Raw genomic sequence first — 15,837 nt, 5'->3', positions numbered from 1 at the left:
GGAAAACCCCTCCATCGTAGCGTGCGAAGGGGGTCAAGCCACGGCGCGACGCAGCAATCAGGCCGGTTCGATGGCCGCGATGCGGTCGTGCACGCGGACCAGCAGGCGGCACTGGCGATGGACCAGCCGCAGGGTCTCGTCGGACGAGCCGTTATCCGGCGGGGTGGCGTCGCTATCGTCGATGCCGTGCAAGGCCCGCGCCGGCGCACCGGCGCGGACGTGGGCGGCCAGCGTGTCGAAGCCATCGGCGATGCGCTGTGCCCGCTGCCGGAACGCGGCGGCATCGGCTTCGGCCAGGCGCTGGCGGTGCGCGCCCAGCGTGGAGAGGTGCGACAGCCCCGCTTGCAGCGCGGTAAGCCGTCGCAGCGAGCGTTCGCCGCGGTCGCGTGGGTGGCCCGGTTCGGCCAGCAGTTCCGCCACGTTGCCCGCCACCGTGGCCAGCGCCGCGTGCGCGTCGCGGCGCGCGATACGGTAGGGCAGGTCGTCGGCCTTGCCGCGCGTGTACTGGTCGGCGATGCGCGCGAGATAGCGTCCCTGCGCGAGCAGGGCATCGGCCACGATGTCGTCCAGCCGCCGCACGCGCCAGTCGGGCAGCACCCAGCGGATGGCGGCGGCCGCCACCACGGCACCGAGCAGCGTGTCGAGCAGACGCGGACCGATGGCGTCGTACCCGGCGCCCACGCGATCGAAGCAGAGCAGGACGAACAGGGTGATGACACCCGTGGCCAGGGTGTAGCGGCGCAGCCGGAAAGCGAAGAAGGCCGCGCCGCTGGCGACCAGTACCGGCAGGCGCCAGTCGCCCGGCGGCAGCAGACGCAGCAGGGCCCAGCCGGCGACCAGCCCCGCGGTGGTGCCGGCTACGCGCTGGATCAGGCGGCGTCGGGTGGCCCCGTAGCCGGGCTGGCACACGAACAGGGTGGTCAGCAGGATCCAGTAGCCGTGTCGCGGATGCAGCGCGAGCATCAGCGCGTAGCCGCCCAGCATGCCGACGGCCAGTCGCATGGCGTGACGAAAATGCATCGAGCGGCGGTCCAGCCGCAGCCGCACGCGTGCCAGGGCTTCACGCAGCGACGCGGGCTCGTTGCCCTGCAGGGCGATGTCGGCATCCTCACGCAGGCTGCCTTCGTCCTCGATGCCTTCCTGCAGGCGTTGCATGTTGGTCAGCAGTGCGGACAGGGCATCGTCCACCGCCTGGTCGGGTGGGTCGTGGCGGCGGCGATAGGCCATCGCCTCGCGCACATCGTCCAGCGCGGCGCGGGGCAGGGCGATGGAGCGCAGCGGCGCCACCCGGCGGATGGCGTCGGCACGTTCGCGACAGGCCATGGCCTGCAGGCGCAGCAGGCGACCGAAACGGAACATGAGGTCGCTGTGGTAGAGCGCGCCCGCCAGTTCGTCATAGGGATAGTGCGAGGAACTGATCCTCTCGTGCATGTCCTGGGCGACGAAGAACATGCCCAGTCGTGCGGCGGCGCGGCCACGCGGCTGCCGCCGGCCGATCCGGTCCAGCAGGGTGCCGCGCGCTGCGGTCAGCGCTTCCACCGTGCGCAGGTTGCGTCGGGACACGGCGAGGTCGAGCGCGTCGCGGTCCAGGCCGCGCACCGGTTCGAACAGCGCGGCCTTGGCCTCGATCAGGTCGCCCAGCGAGGCGAAAAGCCGGGCCAGCGCATGGCGCACCGCGCGCTGGGGTGCCAGCGCGCTCCACAGCAGCGACAGCGAGCCGTACCAGGCCGCGCCGGCCAGGATCGCCAGCGTACCGCGCCAGCCGTCCACCGTTGCGCCAGCGCCGGCGCCGTCGCTGGCGATCATCGTGTATACGGACAGGATGAGCGTCGCCGTGGCGATGGTGGCGTAGCGGCCGCTGGCCGCGCCCAGCATCACCAGCGCGAAGGTGCCCAACGGAAGTAGCAGCGCGAAGATAACGGGCGTGCCGATCGACGCCTTCACCGCGGCGGCGGCCACCGCGAAACACACCAGGGTGACCAGCAGGCCGCGCAGGCGTCCGCGCCATGCATCGTCGGTTTCGGCCAGCGCGCAGGCGATGGCACCGAGCAGCGCCGGCACGATGGCGTCGGCCGGTCCGGCCATCGTGCACCACGCGGCGATGCCGGTCAGCGCGAACAGCACGCGCACGACGTCGGCGAAGCGGTCGGACTCGGCGAGTTCGCGTAGGCGGCGCATGCGTGGCCTCAGCAGAGGCCGCCGTTGACGGCAAGCACCTGGCGGGTGATGTAGCCCGCTTCCGGACTGATCAGGAAGCGCACCGCGGCGGCCACTTCCTCCGGCGTGCCGGTGCGCTCCATCGGGATCACCTTGAGGATCTGTTCCACCGGCACCTCCGGATCGAGCATGTCGGTGTCGATGAGGCCCGGTGCCACGCAGTTGACGGTGATCTTCCGCTTGGCCAGTTCCACCGCCAGTGCCTTCGCCGCACCGATCACGCCGGCCTTGGACGCACTGTAGTTCACCTGGCCGCGGTTGCCGATCAGGCCCGACACCGAGGTGATGCAGACGATGCGCCCCGCCTTGCGCCGACGGATCATCGGCATCACCAGCGGATGCAGCACGTTGTAGAAGCCGTCGAGGTTGGTGCGCAGCACCTGGTCCCAGTCTTCGGAGGTCAGGCCGGGGAACGCGCCGTCGCGCGTCAGGCCGGCGTTGCAGACCACGCCGTAATACGCACCATGTTCCGCCACGTCGGCTTCCAGCGCCGCGGCGCTGGCCGCGCGGTCGGCGATGTCGAACTGGATCGCGCGTGCCGCGCGGCCCTTGCCGAGGATATCGGCGACCACGGCATCGGCTTCCTCGCGACGCGACCGGCAGTGCACCACGAGGTCGTAGCCCGCGTCGGCGAGGTTGAGCGCGATGGCGCGGCCGATGCCGCGGCTGGAGCCGGTAACGAGAACGGTGTCGGTCATGGTGCGGTACCCCTGGAGTCGAGACGGTTATGGCGGGGATCGAGGAACGGCGTCGGGTCGACCGGACTGAAGACGGTCAGGCGCGCTTCGGCGTGTGCCGTGTCGCTGTCGATGCGGCAGGCGAACGCGCCCATGCCGTCCTCGTCATGGAAATGGCGGACCGCCTCGATGCGCAGCAGGGCACCGTGGGCGAAGGCGTCGGCATCGGCGCGGTAGGTGCGCGTGCCCAGCAGGAACCCCGGGCGTACGCTGCCGCCGGCGGCGAGGATGCCGCAGCCGTTCCAGGCGGCGATGGCCTGGGCCATCAGCTCGACGCCTGCCCACGCGGGCAGGCCGCTGGCGTCGACGAAGGGATCGCCGCGGCGGACCAGGCGCTCGCACACCACGCTTTCGGCGTCCCACGACACCAGGCGATCGAGCAGGATCATTTGCCCGGCGTGGGGCAGCAGGGTTTCGATAGGCCAGAGGGTCATGTCGCGTTCGCCAGGATCAGGCTCGCGTTGTTGCCGCCGAACGCGAACGAATTGCTCATGAGGTGCCGTGTGCCGTCCGCCAGCCGGTGGCCTTGCGCGGTGAAATGCAGCGGCGGCAGGGCGGGGTCGGTATCGTCGTCCCACACATGCGGCGGCAGCCGGCGCGCGGGATCGGTCAGCACCAGCCAGCAGAACGCCGCTTCCAGTGCACCGGCCGCGCCCAGCGTGTGGCCGGTAAGGGCCTTGGTGGACGAGCAAGGCACGGGGTGACCGAAGGTCCGCGCCATCGCGTGGCTTTCCATGGCGTCGTTGTGCTCCGTCGCGGTGCCGTGCAGGTTCACGTAGTCGATGGCGGCCGCCGGGATGCCGGCATCGGCGAGGGCACGACGCATCGCGTCGGCGGCGCCGCTGCCGTCGGGCAGCGGCGAGGACATATGGTGGGCATCGGCGCTGGCGCCGCCCCCCGCGCAGGCCACCGGCCCGGTGTCGCGCGTCATCAGGAACAGCGCGGACGCCTCGCCGATGTTGATGCCCCGGCGTGCCAGCGAAAACGGCAGGCAGCGCCATTCGTCGATCGCTTCCAGCGCGGCGAACCCCTGCGTGGCCAGCCGGCACAGCGTGTCCACGCCACCGCAGACCACGGCGTCGCAGAGGCCCAGGCGCAGCAGGCGCCGCGCGCTCAGCAAGGCGCGCGCTCCCGAGGTGCAGGCCGTGGAAATGCCGTAGGCCGGCCCGGCGGTGCCCAGCCATTCGCCCAGGAAGGCCGCCGGTGCGCCCAGTTCCTGGTCGGTGTAGCGGTACGCGGCAGGCCACGCGCCCGTGGCGCTCCGCGTGCCGATGTGTGCGGTGGCTTCCTCGATGCCCGTGGTGCTGGTGCCGATGACCACGCCCACGCGATCGGCACCGTACCGTGCCACCGCAGCGCGCAGTTCGTCCTCGATTTCCTGCGCGGCGAGCAGCAGCAAGCGGTTGTTGCGCGTGTCGCGATCGGCCATTGCCGACGGCGGCAACGGCAGCGCTGCATCGATGCCACCCACCGGCAGCACGCGACCGGGCACCCAGTCGGCGCTGTCACGCAGGCCGTGCATCGCGCCGCCGAACAGGGCCTCGGCCACGGCCGCCTTGCCGACGCCGAGCGAGCAGGCCACACCCAGTGCGTTGAGGAAGGTGGTCATGAGGGGTCGAACGGTTTGCGCGCGGCGACGTTCACCAGCGTTTCGTCGCGCTTGCCCGGCGGCGGTGGCCGGCGGATGCCCCAGCGCTCGAGCAGGCCGAAGTCTTTCGCGCGGCTCCACCACAGGTAGGGCAGCGAGACCTGGCGCGCGTCGAAACGAAAGCCCCGGCCACGGAGCATCGCCAGGTATTCGTCGGCGCTCTTCTGCACATGCATTGGGTGGCGGAAGAACCAGCGGATCACCCAGGTGTCGATATACGCCCGCGTCGACTCGGCGAACAGCAACAAGCCGCCCGGTTTCAGCACGCGCCAGAATTCGTCCAGCGCGCGTTCCTGTTCCACCAGATGGTGGAAGGTCTGATGGCAGAACAGCGCGTCCACGCTGGCGTCGGGCAGGTCGATGCGCGCGCAGTCGCCCAGCAGCAGGGTGGCCTGGATGCCTTCGCGCGACGCCTCCGCCTGCGAGTGCTCCAGGCTGTGCGGATCCGCATCCAGGCCGATCAGGCGATCCGGCCGGAACGCATCGCGCAGGTAGCGGAACGAGCGCCCCTGGCCGCAGCCCACGTCCAGCAGCGTGCCGCCCTGCGGCAGCGGCGATCCGATCAGGCGTTTCAGGTCGTCGATAGCCACGCGCAGTACATGGTGCTGCCAGGTGTGGGTGCGCAGGAAGACGAAGCCGAGGCGGGTTTCTTCCACGTACGTGGCGCTGGCGTATTTCATCGCGGGCCATCCAGGGGTTCGGTCGACGGCGAACGCGCCAGGCGCCGTTCCACGTCATCGGTGAAAACACGGGGCGAGACCAGCTGCATCTCGCCCGTGGCCAGGCTGACCGCCACCTGCACCGTGCTGGCGCGGGTAAGGCGCTCGCCGCTGGCGGCGTCGCTCAGCGTGTAGTGGATCTTCAGGCGGTTCTGCCATTCCACCAAGTCGGCGCGCGCAATCAGGGTCTGGCCGAAGCGCGCCGCCTGCGCATAGCGCAACTGCATGTCGATGATCGGCCAGACGAAGCCGGTCTCCTTCATGCGTACGTAGTTGTGGCCCACGTCGTCCAGCAGCGCACAGCGCGCCAGCTCCAGGTATTTCACGTAGTGGCCGTGCCAGACCACCTCCATGGAATCCACGTCGAAGAACGGCACCACCAGTTCGATCTGCGTGCCGAGCACACCGCTAGCGCGCATGCGACGCTCCGTTCGTACCTTGCCAGTACGGGTGAAAGTTGAACCACTGCAGGGGTGCGTCGAGGCAGCGCTGCGCCAGCCAGTCGGCATAGCGCTGCACCGATTCGCCGATGATACGTTCACGGTGCGATCGGTCCCAGCCGGACGCGTCGTCGAAACGGCGCAGGTGGATACGATAGCGCCCGCCCTGTTTCAGGCAGCACACCAGGTTGACCGGGCAACGCAGCAGGGCGGCCATCAGCCACGGGCCCTGCGGAAAGGGCGCCGGAGCGCCCAGGAAGTCGGCGGCCACGGTACGGCCGCCATGCACGGGCACGCGGTCGCCCGCGATGGCGATCCACTCGCCGCGGTCCAGCCGCTGCGACAGATCCAGCATGGTCGCGGTGTCCAGGTCGCCCACATGCATCAACCGCAGCCGCGGGTCGCCCAACTGGGCCAGCAGGCGGTTGAAGTGGGCTGCCTGCGGCAGGTGCATCAGCACGTTCAGCGCCACGCCCTCGCCGATCTGCGCCATGGCGCGGCAGACGTCCAGGTTGCCCAGGTGCGTGCAGACCAGGATCTGGCCACGGCCGCCGCCGAGCAGGGCGCCACGCACCCCGTCCGGGTCGAGCATGTCCACGCCAGCAAGGGTCAGCTTGCCGCGCCACAGGTCGAAGCGATCGAGCATGCACTCGCCGAAGGCGCGGTACTGGGCCAGCGCGGCGCGGCGGCGGGGGAACAGGTCGTCCCGGCCGCTCCACGCAGCCAGGCGCCGCTGGTAGTCGGCCACGGCCCGGCGCGCCCGGCGCCCGGTGACGAAGAAATACAGGACCACCAGCGCGATGACGGGCGTGACGGGGCGGCGGCCGAGCAGCCGCACGGCGAGGGCGGTGAGCTTGAGCAGGTGGAAGCTGCCGCGCTCCCGGCGTGTGGCCCAGTGCCCGGTGGCGACGGAGTCAGGCATGCGCATCGCCCATGCGCAACCATGCCGAGGACACCGGTTCGCCGTCGATGCGGTACGCGAAGTGCAGCCGTCCCCGGTCGGCATCGTGGCGCAGGGTCAGCTGTATACGGTCGCCGGGTCGCAGCAGCCGCTGGAACTTCAGCGCATCCATCGCGCGGCAGGTCGTCGACGTACCCAGTCGCGGTGCGGCGAAGGCCAGCGCCCAGCCGACCTGGGTCACGCCCGGCAACACCGGGGCGTCCGGGAAATGGTCGGCGAAGCAGGCCAGGTCGAGCGGCAGTTCGAGGTCGATGACCACGTCGTCGCCGTCGCGGCGCTCGGCCAGGATCACCGGATCGTCGGGCAGGGCGCCGCTCAACACGTCGTCCACGACGGTGGCTTCCGGCAGTCGGGAAACGAAGCGCCAGACCAGCGGGGTGGACAGCGCATCGTCGCCCGCGGCCTGCTGGCCGAGTTCGTTGAGCAGGCCTGTGCGCCCGTGGCGCAGCAGGGCGGTACGCCCCGCTGCAGAGAGAGCCACGAGCATGCCGGGACCCTTCTTGCCGGCATAGCCGCCCATGGCACCGTCCACCCACGGATGCGAGTGCAGTCGCGCGGCGGCCGCGTCCATCGGTGCCTTGTTGATCCGGCGGCGCAGGCGCTGGCGCATGATCCACTCGCCGACGAACAGCACGCCCATCACCGAGTAGGCCAGGATGCCGTTGTAGAACGTCCACCACGACAGCGGGCCCCATGCGGCCAGCAGGCCCGATGCGGTGCCGTTGGCCACGAAAAACGCCACCCACACCCAGGTGACCTTGCGTGTATACGCCACGGCCACGGGTGGCAGGTCGGGCTCGGCCACGCGCGCGATGCGCTCGATCATCGGCGGCCCGAACTTCAGGCTGAGCGCGAACGCCGCGAACAGCAGCGCGCAGATCAGGCTGGGATACCAGCGCAGCAGGTGTTCTTCGCCGCCGAACGCCAGCACCGCGCAGTAGACCAGCGTGATCGCCAGCATCCAGCGACCGCCCGGCTGGCGCATCAGCGCCGGTGCACGCACCAGCCACAGCGCGCCGAGGATCAGCCCGAACATCGGCGTGGACACATGGTCCATGCCGAAGTAGACGATGAACGGATAGAGGATGCCGACGATCAGCAGCACCAGGGAGCTCAGCTTGCGCATGATGTGCGTTCCGCGGTGACGTAAAGGGCCAGGCTGCGCAGCGTATCGAAGTGCCGGCGCGCCTCACGCGAATCCGAGCCCACCTTCAGGCCATAGCGGTTCTGCAAGGCCAGGGCGAGTTCCAGCGCATCCACCGAATCCAGCCCCAGCCCCTGTCCGAACAGCGGCTGGTCCACCGCGATGTCGTCTGCGCGCAGGTGGTCGAGCGCCAGCGTATCGATGATCAGTTGCGCGATATCCCTTTCGAGGTCGTTCATGACGTCCGTTCCGTGGCGTAAAGGTGGTGAAGGTGCTCATTGAGGCGGCGAGAGGCGATCGGCGCGGGCACGCCGTCGCTGAAGGCCGACACGTCGATGTCGTCGCCCACGCGCAGGCGCATGCGGACGCGACGGTCGGGCACGTGGTACCAGCGGTCGGCCTTGGTCAGCGTGGTCGGTTCCACGGTGATGTACACGGGCGTGACCACCCGTGCGCCGCGCACGGCGATGGCGGCCGCGCCACGGTGGAATACCGGGTGCTGCCCGGGCGTGGTGCGCGTGCCCTCGGGGAAGACGATCAGTGTCTGTCCCTCGCGCAACACCGCGGCCGCGCGGTCGAGCATCTCGGCGCTGCCGTCGTTGCTGATGTATTCGGCCACGGTCACCGGGCCGCGCATGTACGGGTTCTTCCACAGCCCGTGCTTGACGATGCAGTTGGCGTCGGGCACATGGCCCAGCAGGTACACCACGTCGATCAGCGACGGATGGTTGGCGACGATCATCTGCCCGGGCTTGCCCAGGCGCTCCTGGCCCTCGAAACGCATCTCGAGCACGCCCATGCGCTGCATGAATCGCGAATGCAGCCAGAAGGCGCGGCCCACGGTGCGTCGCGCGCGCCCGCGGCGCACGGCGGGTTCGCCCGGCCAGTGCAGCACGATGGGCAGGATCAGTCCGCGCAGCAGCAGGCCGCCGACGCCGAACAGCGCGAAGCTGAGCGCCGTGGCGACGAAACGCCAGGCCCAGGCGTCGCGCCGGCGCGTCACGGGAGCGGTCGCCAGGTCCACTGCCGGGCCTTCCATGCAGGTGCGAAGGAAGCGCCATCGTGCAGCGCGCGGACGAAGCGTAAGGCATGCGGGTAATCGGACGGCATCGGCAGCGGTGTGGTGTCCGCGTTACCCAGCGACAAACGCCAGCAGGGTCCGGCGCCCTCGGCGCCGATGCGCGACAGGCGCAGCGCAACGGCATAGGAACACGGCACGTCGTCGATCCAGCCGTCGTAGGCGGCCGGCGGCCGCTCTTCGGCCATGACGACGATCACTGCAGGCACGTCGTCGTCGAGCAGCGTGGCCGCTTCGACGATGGCGTGTTCGAACGTATCCGCTTCCCCGGCGATGGCCACGGACTCGCCGCGCTGTCCGCGCAGGATCGACCATTGCCCAGCAATCGCGTTGTGCACGGACAGGCCGAAGCGGGTAGGCGACAACGGCACGCCGCGGCCGATGTCGTCGAGCATCGCGAAGGTGTGCGTGGTTTCGCCGTGGCGTGACGCATAGACGAAAGGCAGCTGTTCGCCCTCACCGCACAGCGGCCAGGCGGCATGCATCACGATCCGGGCGAGCCGGCTGAGCCGGCGCCGCTGCATCGGCGGCACGAAAGCGCAGTCGGGTTGTTCGTTGGTTTCCGCGGGAACATGCGGTGCCGCCGCCCAGCGTGCCCATGCGTCGGCATCCTCGATGCCGGGTGCCCACGCACGCCAGTCGTCCACGCGTAGCGCGATCATGCGGCGGCCCCGTCGAAGCGACGCACCAGCAGGGCCGCGCAGCTGCCGCCGAAACCGAAAGTGTTCGACAGCACGCTGTCGATGCGTGCCGCGCGCTCGCCTTCCACCAGCGGCGCGTCGGCGAAGGCGGCATCGCGTTCGCGAAGGGGCGCGCCGCCCAGCATCACGCCGGCGTCCATCATGGCGATGGCGGCGATCGCATCCAGCGCGCCGGCCGCCGCGGGCGCGTGTCCGGTCAGCCCCTTGATCGAGGACATGCACGGCACCGCGTGCCCACGATCGGCGAACACACGCTGCAACGCCTGCCACTCGGCTAGGTCGCCGTGCACCGTCGCGCACGCGTGCGTGTTCACGTAGTCGGGCAAGGTGCCGGCCAGGTCGATCGCCTGGTGCATGGCCTCGGCCATGCCGTCTGCGGCCGGCCCGATCATGCCGTCCGGATCGGACGCGGCGCCGTAACCGGCCATCTCCGCGAGGATGGTTGCGCCGCGGGCCAGGGCGTGGTCGAGCGATTCGAGCACCAGCACGCCGGCGCCGCCGCCCAGCAGCAGGCCGTCGCGATCCGCTTCGTAAGGCGCGGACACATGTTGGCCGGCCACGCTGCCGGTGGACAGCGCATGCATGACGTCGAAGCACATCGCGGCCTTGTCGTGCAGTTCTTCCGCGCCACCGCAGACCACGATGTCCTGGCGGCCCAGCTGGATCAGTTCCATTGCCTGGCCGATGGCATGCGTGGCGCTGCTGCAGGCCGAGCTGACGGTAAAGGCGCGGCCGCCGAAACCGAAGGCGTGCGTCAGCGTCGCTGCTATCGCGCTGCCCATGGTGCGCGGCACGATGAACGGCGACAGCCGCGCGATGCCCCGGCCCTGGAACACCGTCAGGCCCGCGTCGTATTCGCTCAGCGCGGCGGAGCCACCCATCACCACGCCGGCGTCACGCTCGTGCAGGCGCGCGGCGTCCAGGCCGGCCTCGTCCAGCGCCTCGCGCGTGGCGTGCCAGGCGTATTCAGCAGCCGGCGGCAGGTAGCGACGCAGCTTGCGCGGTGGCGGCTCCAGGCCGTTCAGGTCCACCGGTGCGGCCACGCGGCAGCGCATGCCCAGCGCCGCGAAGTCCGGCATGTCGCGGAAACCCGCGCGTCCGGCGCGCAGTCCGTCGAACAGGGCGCGTCGATCAGGCCCGAGGCAGGACACGGCGCCCATGCCGGTGACGACGACGCGCCTCATTCGGGCAAGGCTTTGAAGATCAGCGAGGTGTTGATGCCGCCGAATGCGAAGTTGTTGTTCATCACGTAGCCGGTGCGGATCTGCCGGCCCTGGCCGGTGAGGTAATCCAGCGCGGCGCATTCCGGATCGGGGGCCTCCAGGTTGATGGTGGGCGCGAACCAGCCGCGACGCATCATCTCGATCGCCCACCACGATTCCAGCGCGCCGCATGCGCCCAGCGTGTGGCCCACGTAGCTCTTCATCGAGCTGATCGGCACGCCCGCGCCCAGTACGTCGGCGGTGGCGTGACTCTCGGCTACGTCGCCGCGATCGGTAGCGGTACCGTGCGCGCTCACGTAGCCGATCGCGTCGGCCGGAAGCCCGGCGTCGGCGAGTGCCATGCGCATGGCCGCGGCCATGGTTTCGCGCGTGGGCTGGGTGATGTGCTGGCCGTCGGAATTGGTGCCGAAGCCGACCACCTCGGCGTACATCGTGGCGCCTCGTGCCAGCGCGTGTTCGTACTCTTCCAGCACCAGGGTGGTGGCGCCTTCGCCCACGACCAGGCCGTCGCGCTTCGCGTCGAACGGACGCGGCGTGGTGGCCGGCGCGTCGTTGCGCGTGCTGGTGGCGAACAAGGTGTCGAACACCGCCGCGCCCGGGCCGGACAATTCCTCCGCGCCCCCGCACAGCATCAGCGTCTGCTTACCCTGCTGGATGGCCTCGTAGCCGTAGCCGATGGCCTGGCTACCCGAGGTGCAGGCACTGGACGTGGTGATGATGCGACCGCGCAGGCCGAAGAACACGCCCACGTTCACCGCGGTGGTGTGCGCCATCATCTGGATATAGCTGGTGGCGGTCACGCCCTGCATGGAGCCGGTTTCCAGCATGCGGCCGATGGTGCGGGCCGGCGCGATGCTGCCGCCCGACGAGCCATAGGCCACGCCCATGCGCCCGTCACCGATGGACGGATCGTCGAGCAGGCCGGCATCGGCCAGCGCCCGCTCGCTAGCGGCCACGGCCAGTTGCGCCACGCGGCCCATCGAGCGCAGGTGCTTGCGGGCCCAGTGCGTCGGCACGGTGAAATCGTCCACGGGGCAACCGAGGCGACCGTTCAGCGCATCGAAGTAATCCCACTCGCCCATGCGGCGCACGGCGTTATGGAACCCGCGCAGGCGTGCCTCGATGGTTTCCCAGTCGTTGCCCAGCGGCGTGATGCCGCCGAAGCCGGTGACGACGACGCGCCGGGGCATGCGCCCGCCGGTGACCTGTGCTGCGCTGTTCATGCGAGTGGCTTCTTCGGTGCGGGAACGCTCACGGGCGCTACCAGCGCCGTGAAGCCGATCCCCAGTAACAGGGTGAGGCCGAAATGTTGCAGGGCCGGCATCGTGCTCAGCGCGAGCAGGCCGAAGGACAGCAGGGCGGTGACGGCGGACAGCAGCACGCCCGCGTACGCCGCGCCAGGAATATGCGCCGCATGCGGCTCACCTTCGCGTAGGAACACGGCGTAGTTCGCGCCCACACCCAGCACCAGCATCAGTGCCATGATGTGGAACAGCGTGAGCGGCTGGCCGAGATAACCCAGCGCGGCCACGCTGAAGACAATGCCGGCGATCGGCGGCAACAGCACGCGGCCCACGGCACGTGGACCGTAGCGCCACAGGAAGGCCAGCCCGACCAGGGCCAGCGCGCCGCCCAGCCACACGTCGGCGTAGCTGCGATAGCGACCGAACAGCGCGGAAATGCTGGCCGGCTTGTCGATCAGCGATACGCCCGGTAGGCCCGCCGACGCTTCGCGCAACAGCGCCACGTCGTCCTGGCCCTGCGGCACGACGATGCTGCCGGTGCCGTGTTCACCTTCAAGCCACAGGTAACGGAACGGCGTATAGGCGGGCATCGCGCGCCAGTCGTCCAGCGTGAAGGCGCGCCCCGGGTACGCGGCGACGAAGGCGGCGGTGCCTTCCGGCCGGAAGCCGGCCGCGCCCAGCCAGCGGGTCATGCGCTCGCGCGGCGTGAACAGCGGATCGAGCGCGGCGACGTTGGCCGCCTGTCGCTTCGCCGACGGCAGCATTCCAGTGATGCCGGTGAAGCCGGTGAGCTTGCCTTGCGCAATCCAGGCCTGGAGGCGATCGGTCAGCGCTTCCTCACGCTGCAGCACGTCCTCGGACGTGGCGCCCTCGACCAGCCAGAACTGGGTGCCGCCGCCGAAGCCGGCGACGTCGCGGATCGCGTTCGTCTGCGCTTCCAGCGTTTTCGGCGGCGAGATCAGCAGGTGGATGTCGTCGTCGTGGCCCAGCCGCAGCCAGCCCGGTATCGCGACCAGCGCCAGCACGGCCAGCACGACGAGGGCGCGCCGACCCGAGGCGGCCCGTTGCCAGCCCAGCGCCAGGCGCACCAGCGCCGGCGACAGCGGCGCACGTGCCGGTTTCTGCGCCAGCGCCGGCAGCAGCCAGAACACGCTGGCGCAGGCCACCGCCATGCCCGACATGGCGAACACGGCCATCTGCTGCAACGCCGGGAACGGCACCACGCCGAGCAGCGCGTAGCCCAGCAGGGAGGTGCCCAGCGCCAGCAGCAGCGCCGGACGCACCTGGCGCACGCCGCGTTCGGCGTTCCAGGCGGCGCCTGCATTCGCACGCGCGCAGAGGTACTGGATGGAGTAATCGACCGCTTCGCCCAGCAACGCCGCACCGAACACCAGGGTCAGCAGGTGCAGCTGGCCGAACACGAGCACGGTGGCAACGATGGCACCGACCACGCCCAGGGCCGTGGAAAGGAAGGCGATCAGCAGCGGTCGCGCCGAGCGGAACACCAGCAGCAACAGCAGTGCGATGCCCACCGACGAGGCGATGCCGACCACATGGGTGTCGCGCTCGGCGCCGGCGCGCGCCGCCGCCGCGTAGAAGATCGCCCCGGTGCGCAGCAGCGTGGTGCCGGGGTATTTCGCCAGCATGCCGGCCTCGGCGTGCTCCAGTGTGGCCAGCGCCGCGCGCTGCACCGTGTCGTCGTATGACGAGCCCTTGAGCGTGGCGATCACCAGCACGTAGCTGGTGTCGCCCTGGTGCGCGGTAAGCATGTCGTCCTCGGGGACGAGGGCCGAGCGGTTCCAGGGCTGGCGGTCCAGCCAGTGCTGCATCCAGCCGAACGGATCGTCGGTGAGCTTCGCGCCCACGTTGGCACCGAACGGCTCGTTGAGCCGGCGCGACAGCGTGGCGACGGCGTCGAAACCCGGCAGGGTCACGGCGGCGCGATCTTCCGGCGTCAGCAGGTGGAAACGGAACGGCAGGAACGGCGTGACCAGCTGGTCGAGGTCGAACGGCGGCAGCTCGGCGATCACCGAGGCGAACGTCGGGTCCTTGCCCAGCGTCTCGCCCAGTTCACGGGCGGCGTCCTTGGCGGAGGCGTCGTCGCGGTTGGCCACCAGCAGGATCATCCGGTCGCCGCTGGCGCGGGCCAGGCGCTCGACGGCGTCTTCGGCCAGGGGGTGGCGCTCCGTGGCCGGCAGGATGGTCAGGATGTCCGTCTGCAACGGCGACGTGGCGCGACCGAACAGCAGCCACGCGCACAGCAGGCAGACGCCCAGCGCCGCGATGGCGAACAGGCCGGCGCGCACAGTCGTCGGCGACGCCTTCATTTGACGCCGAGGACCTGCGTTTCGAGCGGGGTGAGCGTATCGGCGTCGCGCGTGCCGGTGAAGGTGATCAGCGTGCGCTCGCCGCTGGCGAGGTTCACTTCGATGGATTCGAGGAAGGCATCGCCCTTGAGCGTGATCCCGGCGAGGACACGCGCGACGCGCGCCTGGCGCGGCACGAAGCGGAGCGACCACGCCTCCGGGCTGCCCTCGGCCGTGATGGTGAACTGGCGCATGGCCTCGTCCGACTTGCCGGCCAGCAGCGATTGCAGCATGCCGGATACCTGGCTGACGCCGCGGTTGCCATCGCGCACGCGCTCCAGCTTGCCCTGCGCATTCAGGCGGGCGCTGTTGCCGGAGGTCAGCACCAGCGTGTCCTCGAACGGTTCGCGGGTATGCCAGATCATGCCGTGCCCGATCACGAACAACAGGTCGCCCTTGCTTACCTGCGGCGCAGCCAGGGCAGGGTTGTCGCGCTGCTGGGTGAATTCGGCGCGCACCTGGGGATGCTTCGCGAGGCGACCCAGCACGTCGTCGACAAGCGACGGGGCCTGGGCATGGGCGGTGGAGACGAGGAGCAGGGCAAACAAGGCGAAAAGACGACGCATCAGCGGTTTCCGTGGTGGAAGGTGCGAAGGAGCAGGCGCGGCGCGCGCGGCAGCATGCCGAGCAGCAGTCGCGTATGCATGGCGGTGATGCGCGCATTGTCGCGCCACATGCGGAAATGGGAGAGGCCGTTCTCGGGGTAGATCACCCGGGTCGGCAGGTTGATGACCGGAACCCCGCGCCAGAACAGGCGCACGGCGATCTCGGTGTCGAAATCCATTCGCGAGGGCAGCGGCTTGCGCGCGATTTCCGCGCGGGTCGGGGCCAGCGGGTACAGCCGGTAGCCGCACATGGAGTCGGCGATGTCGAAGGACAGCGTTTCCGCCCAGACGCAGGCGTGCGTCAGGTAGCGACCGTAGAGGCGCGCCGGGGGCACGGAGTCGTCGTAGATCGGCTTGCCGCAGACCATGGCATCGGGCGCGGCGGCCGCGGCGGCCAGGAAGCGCGGCGCGTCGGCGGTGTCGTGCTGTCCGTCCGCGTCGATCTGCAGCACGTGGCTGTAGCCGGCGGCATGGGCGGCGAGGAACCCGGCGGTGAGCGCGGCACCCTTGCCGCCGTTGACCGGCAGGCGGATCAGGCGGAGGTCGTCGCGTCCGGCCACCAGCCGGTCCAGCACATCGGCGGTAGCGGCCTCGGAGCCGTCGTCCACGATCAGCACGGGCAGGCCATGGGCCGCCAGGGCCTCGGCCGTGGCGGCGATGGTCGATCCGTGGTTGTAGATCGGTACGACCGCGCAGGGCGCGAAGGAGGGCGCCGCGTCGTCGCGCGGTTCGTACCGGCCCGCCATCGGTCCGC

At 70.3% G+C, this 15,837-nt stretch carries 16 protein-coding genes; all 16 read right to left on the bottom strand.

Annotated features, from left to right (window positions below; all coding sequences use genetic code 11):
• Positions 1 to 57: 57 nt before the first annotated feature.
• Genes yccS through FA89_RS18385 form a run of 16 tightly spaced genes read right to left on the bottom strand, consistent with a single transcriptional unit; the run spans position 58 to position 15,829 of the window.
• The gene (gene yccS, locus FA89_RS18460; protein WP_036143081.1) at positions 58 to 2,178 is read right to left on the bottom strand and encodes a YccS family putative transporter; all 2,121 of its coding nucleotides are present in this window, start codon (positions 2,176 to 2,178) and stop codon (positions 58 to 60) included.
• An 8-nt stretch (positions 2,179 to 2,186) separates the two neighbouring features.
• The gene (gene fabG, locus FA89_RS18455; RefSeq protein WP_036143080.1) at positions 2,187 to 2,915 is read right to left on the bottom strand and encodes a 3-oxoacyl-ACP reductase FabG; all 729 of its coding nucleotides are present in this window, start codon (positions 2,913 to 2,915) and stop codon (positions 2,187 to 2,189) included.
• Positions 2,912 to 3,388 carry an ApeP family dehydratase gene (locus FA89_RS18450; RefSeq protein WP_036143079.1) on the bottom strand — a complete coding sequence of 159 codons (477 nt, stop codon included), beginning with the start codon at positions 3,386 to 3,388 and terminating at the stop codon, positions 2,912 to 2,914. The genes fabG and FA89_RS18450 overlap by 4 nt, the downstream gene beginning before the upstream one ends.
• On the bottom strand, positions 3,385 to 4,563 hold the full coding sequence (locus tag FA89_RS18445; protein ID WP_036143078.1) for a beta-ketoacyl-ACP synthase: 1,179 nt from the start codon (positions 4,561 to 4,563) through the stop codon (positions 3,385 to 3,387). Before FA89_RS18445 ends, FA89_RS18450 begins: the two co-directional genes overlap by 4 nt.
• The gene (locus tag FA89_RS18440) at positions 4,560 to 5,282 is read right to left on the bottom strand and encodes a class I SAM-dependent methyltransferase (protein ID WP_036143077.1); all 723 of its coding nucleotides are present in this window, start codon (positions 5,280 to 5,282) and stop codon (positions 4,560 to 4,562) included. The genes FA89_RS18445 and FA89_RS18440 overlap by 4 nt, the downstream gene beginning before the upstream one ends.
• Positions 5,279 to 5,740, bottom strand: coding sequence for an acyl-CoA thioesterase (locus tag FA89_RS18435; protein WP_036143076.1), 462 nt, complete (start codon positions 5,738 to 5,740; stop codon positions 5,279 to 5,281). Before FA89_RS18435 ends, FA89_RS18440 begins: the two co-directional genes overlap by 4 nt.
• Entirely contained in the window at positions 5,730 to 6,683 is a 954-nt protein-coding gene (locus tag FA89_RS18430; RefSeq protein ID WP_036144813.1) for an LpxL/LpxP family acyltransferase, read from the bottom strand. Before FA89_RS18430 ends, FA89_RS18435 begins: the two co-directional genes overlap by 11 nt.
• Positions 6,676 to 7,848 (bottom strand): ApeI family dehydratase, encoded by a 1,173-nt coding sequence (locus FA89_RS20755; RefSeq protein WP_240003933.1) that lies wholly within the window; start codon positions 7,846 to 7,848, stop codon positions 6,676 to 6,678. The genes FA89_RS18430 and FA89_RS20755 overlap by 8 nt, the downstream gene beginning before the upstream one ends.
• On the bottom strand, positions 7,836 to 8,105 hold the full coding sequence (locus FA89_RS18420) for a phosphopantetheine-binding protein (protein WP_036143074.1): 270 nt from the start codon (positions 8,103 to 8,105) through the stop codon (positions 7,836 to 7,838). The genes FA89_RS20755 and FA89_RS18420 overlap by 13 nt, the downstream gene beginning before the upstream one ends.
• Positions 8,102 to 8,890, bottom strand: coding sequence for a lysophospholipid acyltransferase family protein (locus FA89_RS18415; protein WP_036143072.1), 789 nt, complete (start codon positions 8,888 to 8,890; stop codon positions 8,102 to 8,104). Before FA89_RS18415 ends, FA89_RS18420 begins: the two co-directional genes overlap by 4 nt.
• Positions 8,866 to 9,606, bottom strand: coding sequence for a beta-ketoacyl synthase chain length factor (locus tag FA89_RS18410; protein ID WP_036143070.1), 741 nt, complete (start codon positions 9,604 to 9,606; stop codon positions 8,866 to 8,868). Before FA89_RS18410 ends, FA89_RS18415 begins: the two co-directional genes overlap by 25 nt.
• Entirely contained in the window at positions 9,603 to 10,829 is a 1,227-nt protein-coding gene (locus tag FA89_RS18405) for a beta-ketoacyl-[acyl-carrier-protein] synthase family protein (protein ID WP_036143068.1), read from the bottom strand. The genes FA89_RS18410 and FA89_RS18405 overlap by 4 nt, the downstream gene beginning before the upstream one ends.
• Positions 10,826 to 12,091 carry a beta-ketoacyl-ACP synthase gene (locus FA89_RS18400; RefSeq protein ID WP_343123039.1) on the bottom strand — a complete coding sequence of 422 codons (1,266 nt, stop codon included), beginning with the start codon at positions 12,089 to 12,091 and terminating at the stop codon, positions 10,826 to 10,828. Before FA89_RS18400 ends, FA89_RS18405 begins: the two co-directional genes overlap by 4 nt.
• Positions 12,088 to 14,439, bottom strand: coding sequence for an MMPL family transporter (locus tag FA89_RS18395; RefSeq protein WP_036143066.1), 2,352 nt, complete (start codon positions 14,437 to 14,439; stop codon positions 12,088 to 12,090). Before FA89_RS18395 ends, FA89_RS18400 begins: the two co-directional genes overlap by 4 nt.
• The gene (locus FA89_RS18390; RefSeq protein WP_036143065.1) at positions 14,436 to 15,044 is read right to left on the bottom strand and encodes a LolA family protein; all 609 of its coding nucleotides are present in this window, start codon (positions 15,042 to 15,044) and stop codon (positions 14,436 to 14,438) included. The genes FA89_RS18395 and FA89_RS18390 overlap by 4 nt, the downstream gene beginning before the upstream one ends.
• On the bottom strand, positions 15,044 to 15,829 hold the full coding sequence (locus FA89_RS18385) for a glycosyltransferase family 2 protein (protein ID WP_036143062.1): 786 nt from the start codon (positions 15,827 to 15,829) through the stop codon (positions 15,044 to 15,046). Before FA89_RS18385 ends, FA89_RS18390 begins: the two co-directional genes overlap by 1 nt.
• Between the last annotated feature and the right edge of the window lie 8 nt (positions 15,830 to 15,837).

The organism is Luteibacter sp. 9135 (assembly GCF_000745005.1).
In the GTDB taxonomy this organism is placed as follows: Bacteria; Pseudomonadota; Gammaproteobacteria; order Xanthomonadales; family Rhodanobacteraceae; genus Luteibacter.
The sequence above is the reverse complement of the archived record's forward strand: the minus strand, read 5'-3'. Positions and strand labels throughout refer to the sequence as shown.

Excerpts from the sequence above, each read along its gene's own strand:
- fabG (WP_036143080.1), bottom strand. The coding sequence starts at position 2,915 with ATGACCGACACCGTTCTCGTTACCGGCTCCAGCCGCGGCATCGGCCGC.
- FA89_RS18435 (WP_036143076.1), bottom strand. The coding sequence starts at position 5,740 with ATGCGCGCTAGCGGTGTGCTCGGCACGCAGATCGAACTGGTGGTGCCG.
- FA89_RS18450 (WP_036143079.1), bottom strand. The coding sequence starts at position 3,388 with ATGACCCTCTGGCCTATCGAAACCCTGCTGCCCCACGCCGGGCAAATG.
- FA89_RS18445 (WP_036143078.1), bottom strand. The coding sequence starts at position 4,563 with ATGACCACCTTCCTCAACGCACTGGGTGTGGCCTGCTCGCTCGGCGTC.
- FA89_RS18395 (WP_036143066.1), bottom strand. The coding sequence starts at position 14,439 with ATGAAGGCGTCGCCGACGACTGTGCGCGCCGGCCTGTTCGCCATCGCG.
- yccS (WP_036143081.1), bottom strand. The coding sequence starts at position 2,178 with ATGCGCCGCCTACGCGAACTCGCCGAGTCCGACCGCTTCGCCGACGTC.
- FA89_RS18405 (WP_036143068.1), bottom strand. The coding sequence starts at position 10,829 with ATGAGGCGCGTCGTCGTCACCGGCATGGGCGCCGTGTCCTGCCTCGGG.
- FA89_RS18400 (WP_343123039.1), bottom strand. The coding sequence starts at position 12,091 with ATGAACAGCGCAGCACAGGTCACCGGCGGGCGCATGCCCCGGCGCGTC.
- FA89_RS18390 (WP_036143065.1), bottom strand. The coding sequence starts at position 15,044 with ATGCGTCGTCTTTTCGCCTTGTTTGCCCTGCTCCTCGTCTCCACCGCC.
- FA89_RS18440 (WP_036143077.1), bottom strand. The coding sequence starts at position 5,282 with ATGAAATACGCCAGCGCCACGTACGTGGAAGAAACCCGCCTCGGCTTC.
- FA89_RS18385 (WP_036143062.1), bottom strand. The coding sequence starts at position 15,829 with ATGGCGGGCCGGTACGAACCGCGCGACGACGCGGCGCCCTCCTTCGCG.
- FA89_RS18410 (WP_036143070.1), bottom strand. The coding sequence starts at position 9,606 with ATGATCGCGCTACGCGTGGACGACTGGCGTGCGTGGGCACCCGGCATC.
- FA89_RS18430 (WP_036144813.1), bottom strand. The coding sequence starts at position 6,683 with ATGCCTGACTCCGTCGCCACCGGGCACTGGGCCACACGCCGGGAGCGC.
- FA89_RS18420 (WP_036143074.1), bottom strand. The coding sequence starts at position 8,105 with ATGAACGACCTCGAAAGGGATATCGCGCAACTGATCATCGATACGCTG.
- FA89_RS20755 (WP_240003933.1), bottom strand. The coding sequence starts at position 7,848 with ATGCGCAAGCTGAGCTCCCTGGTGCTGCTGATCGTCGGCATCCTCTAT.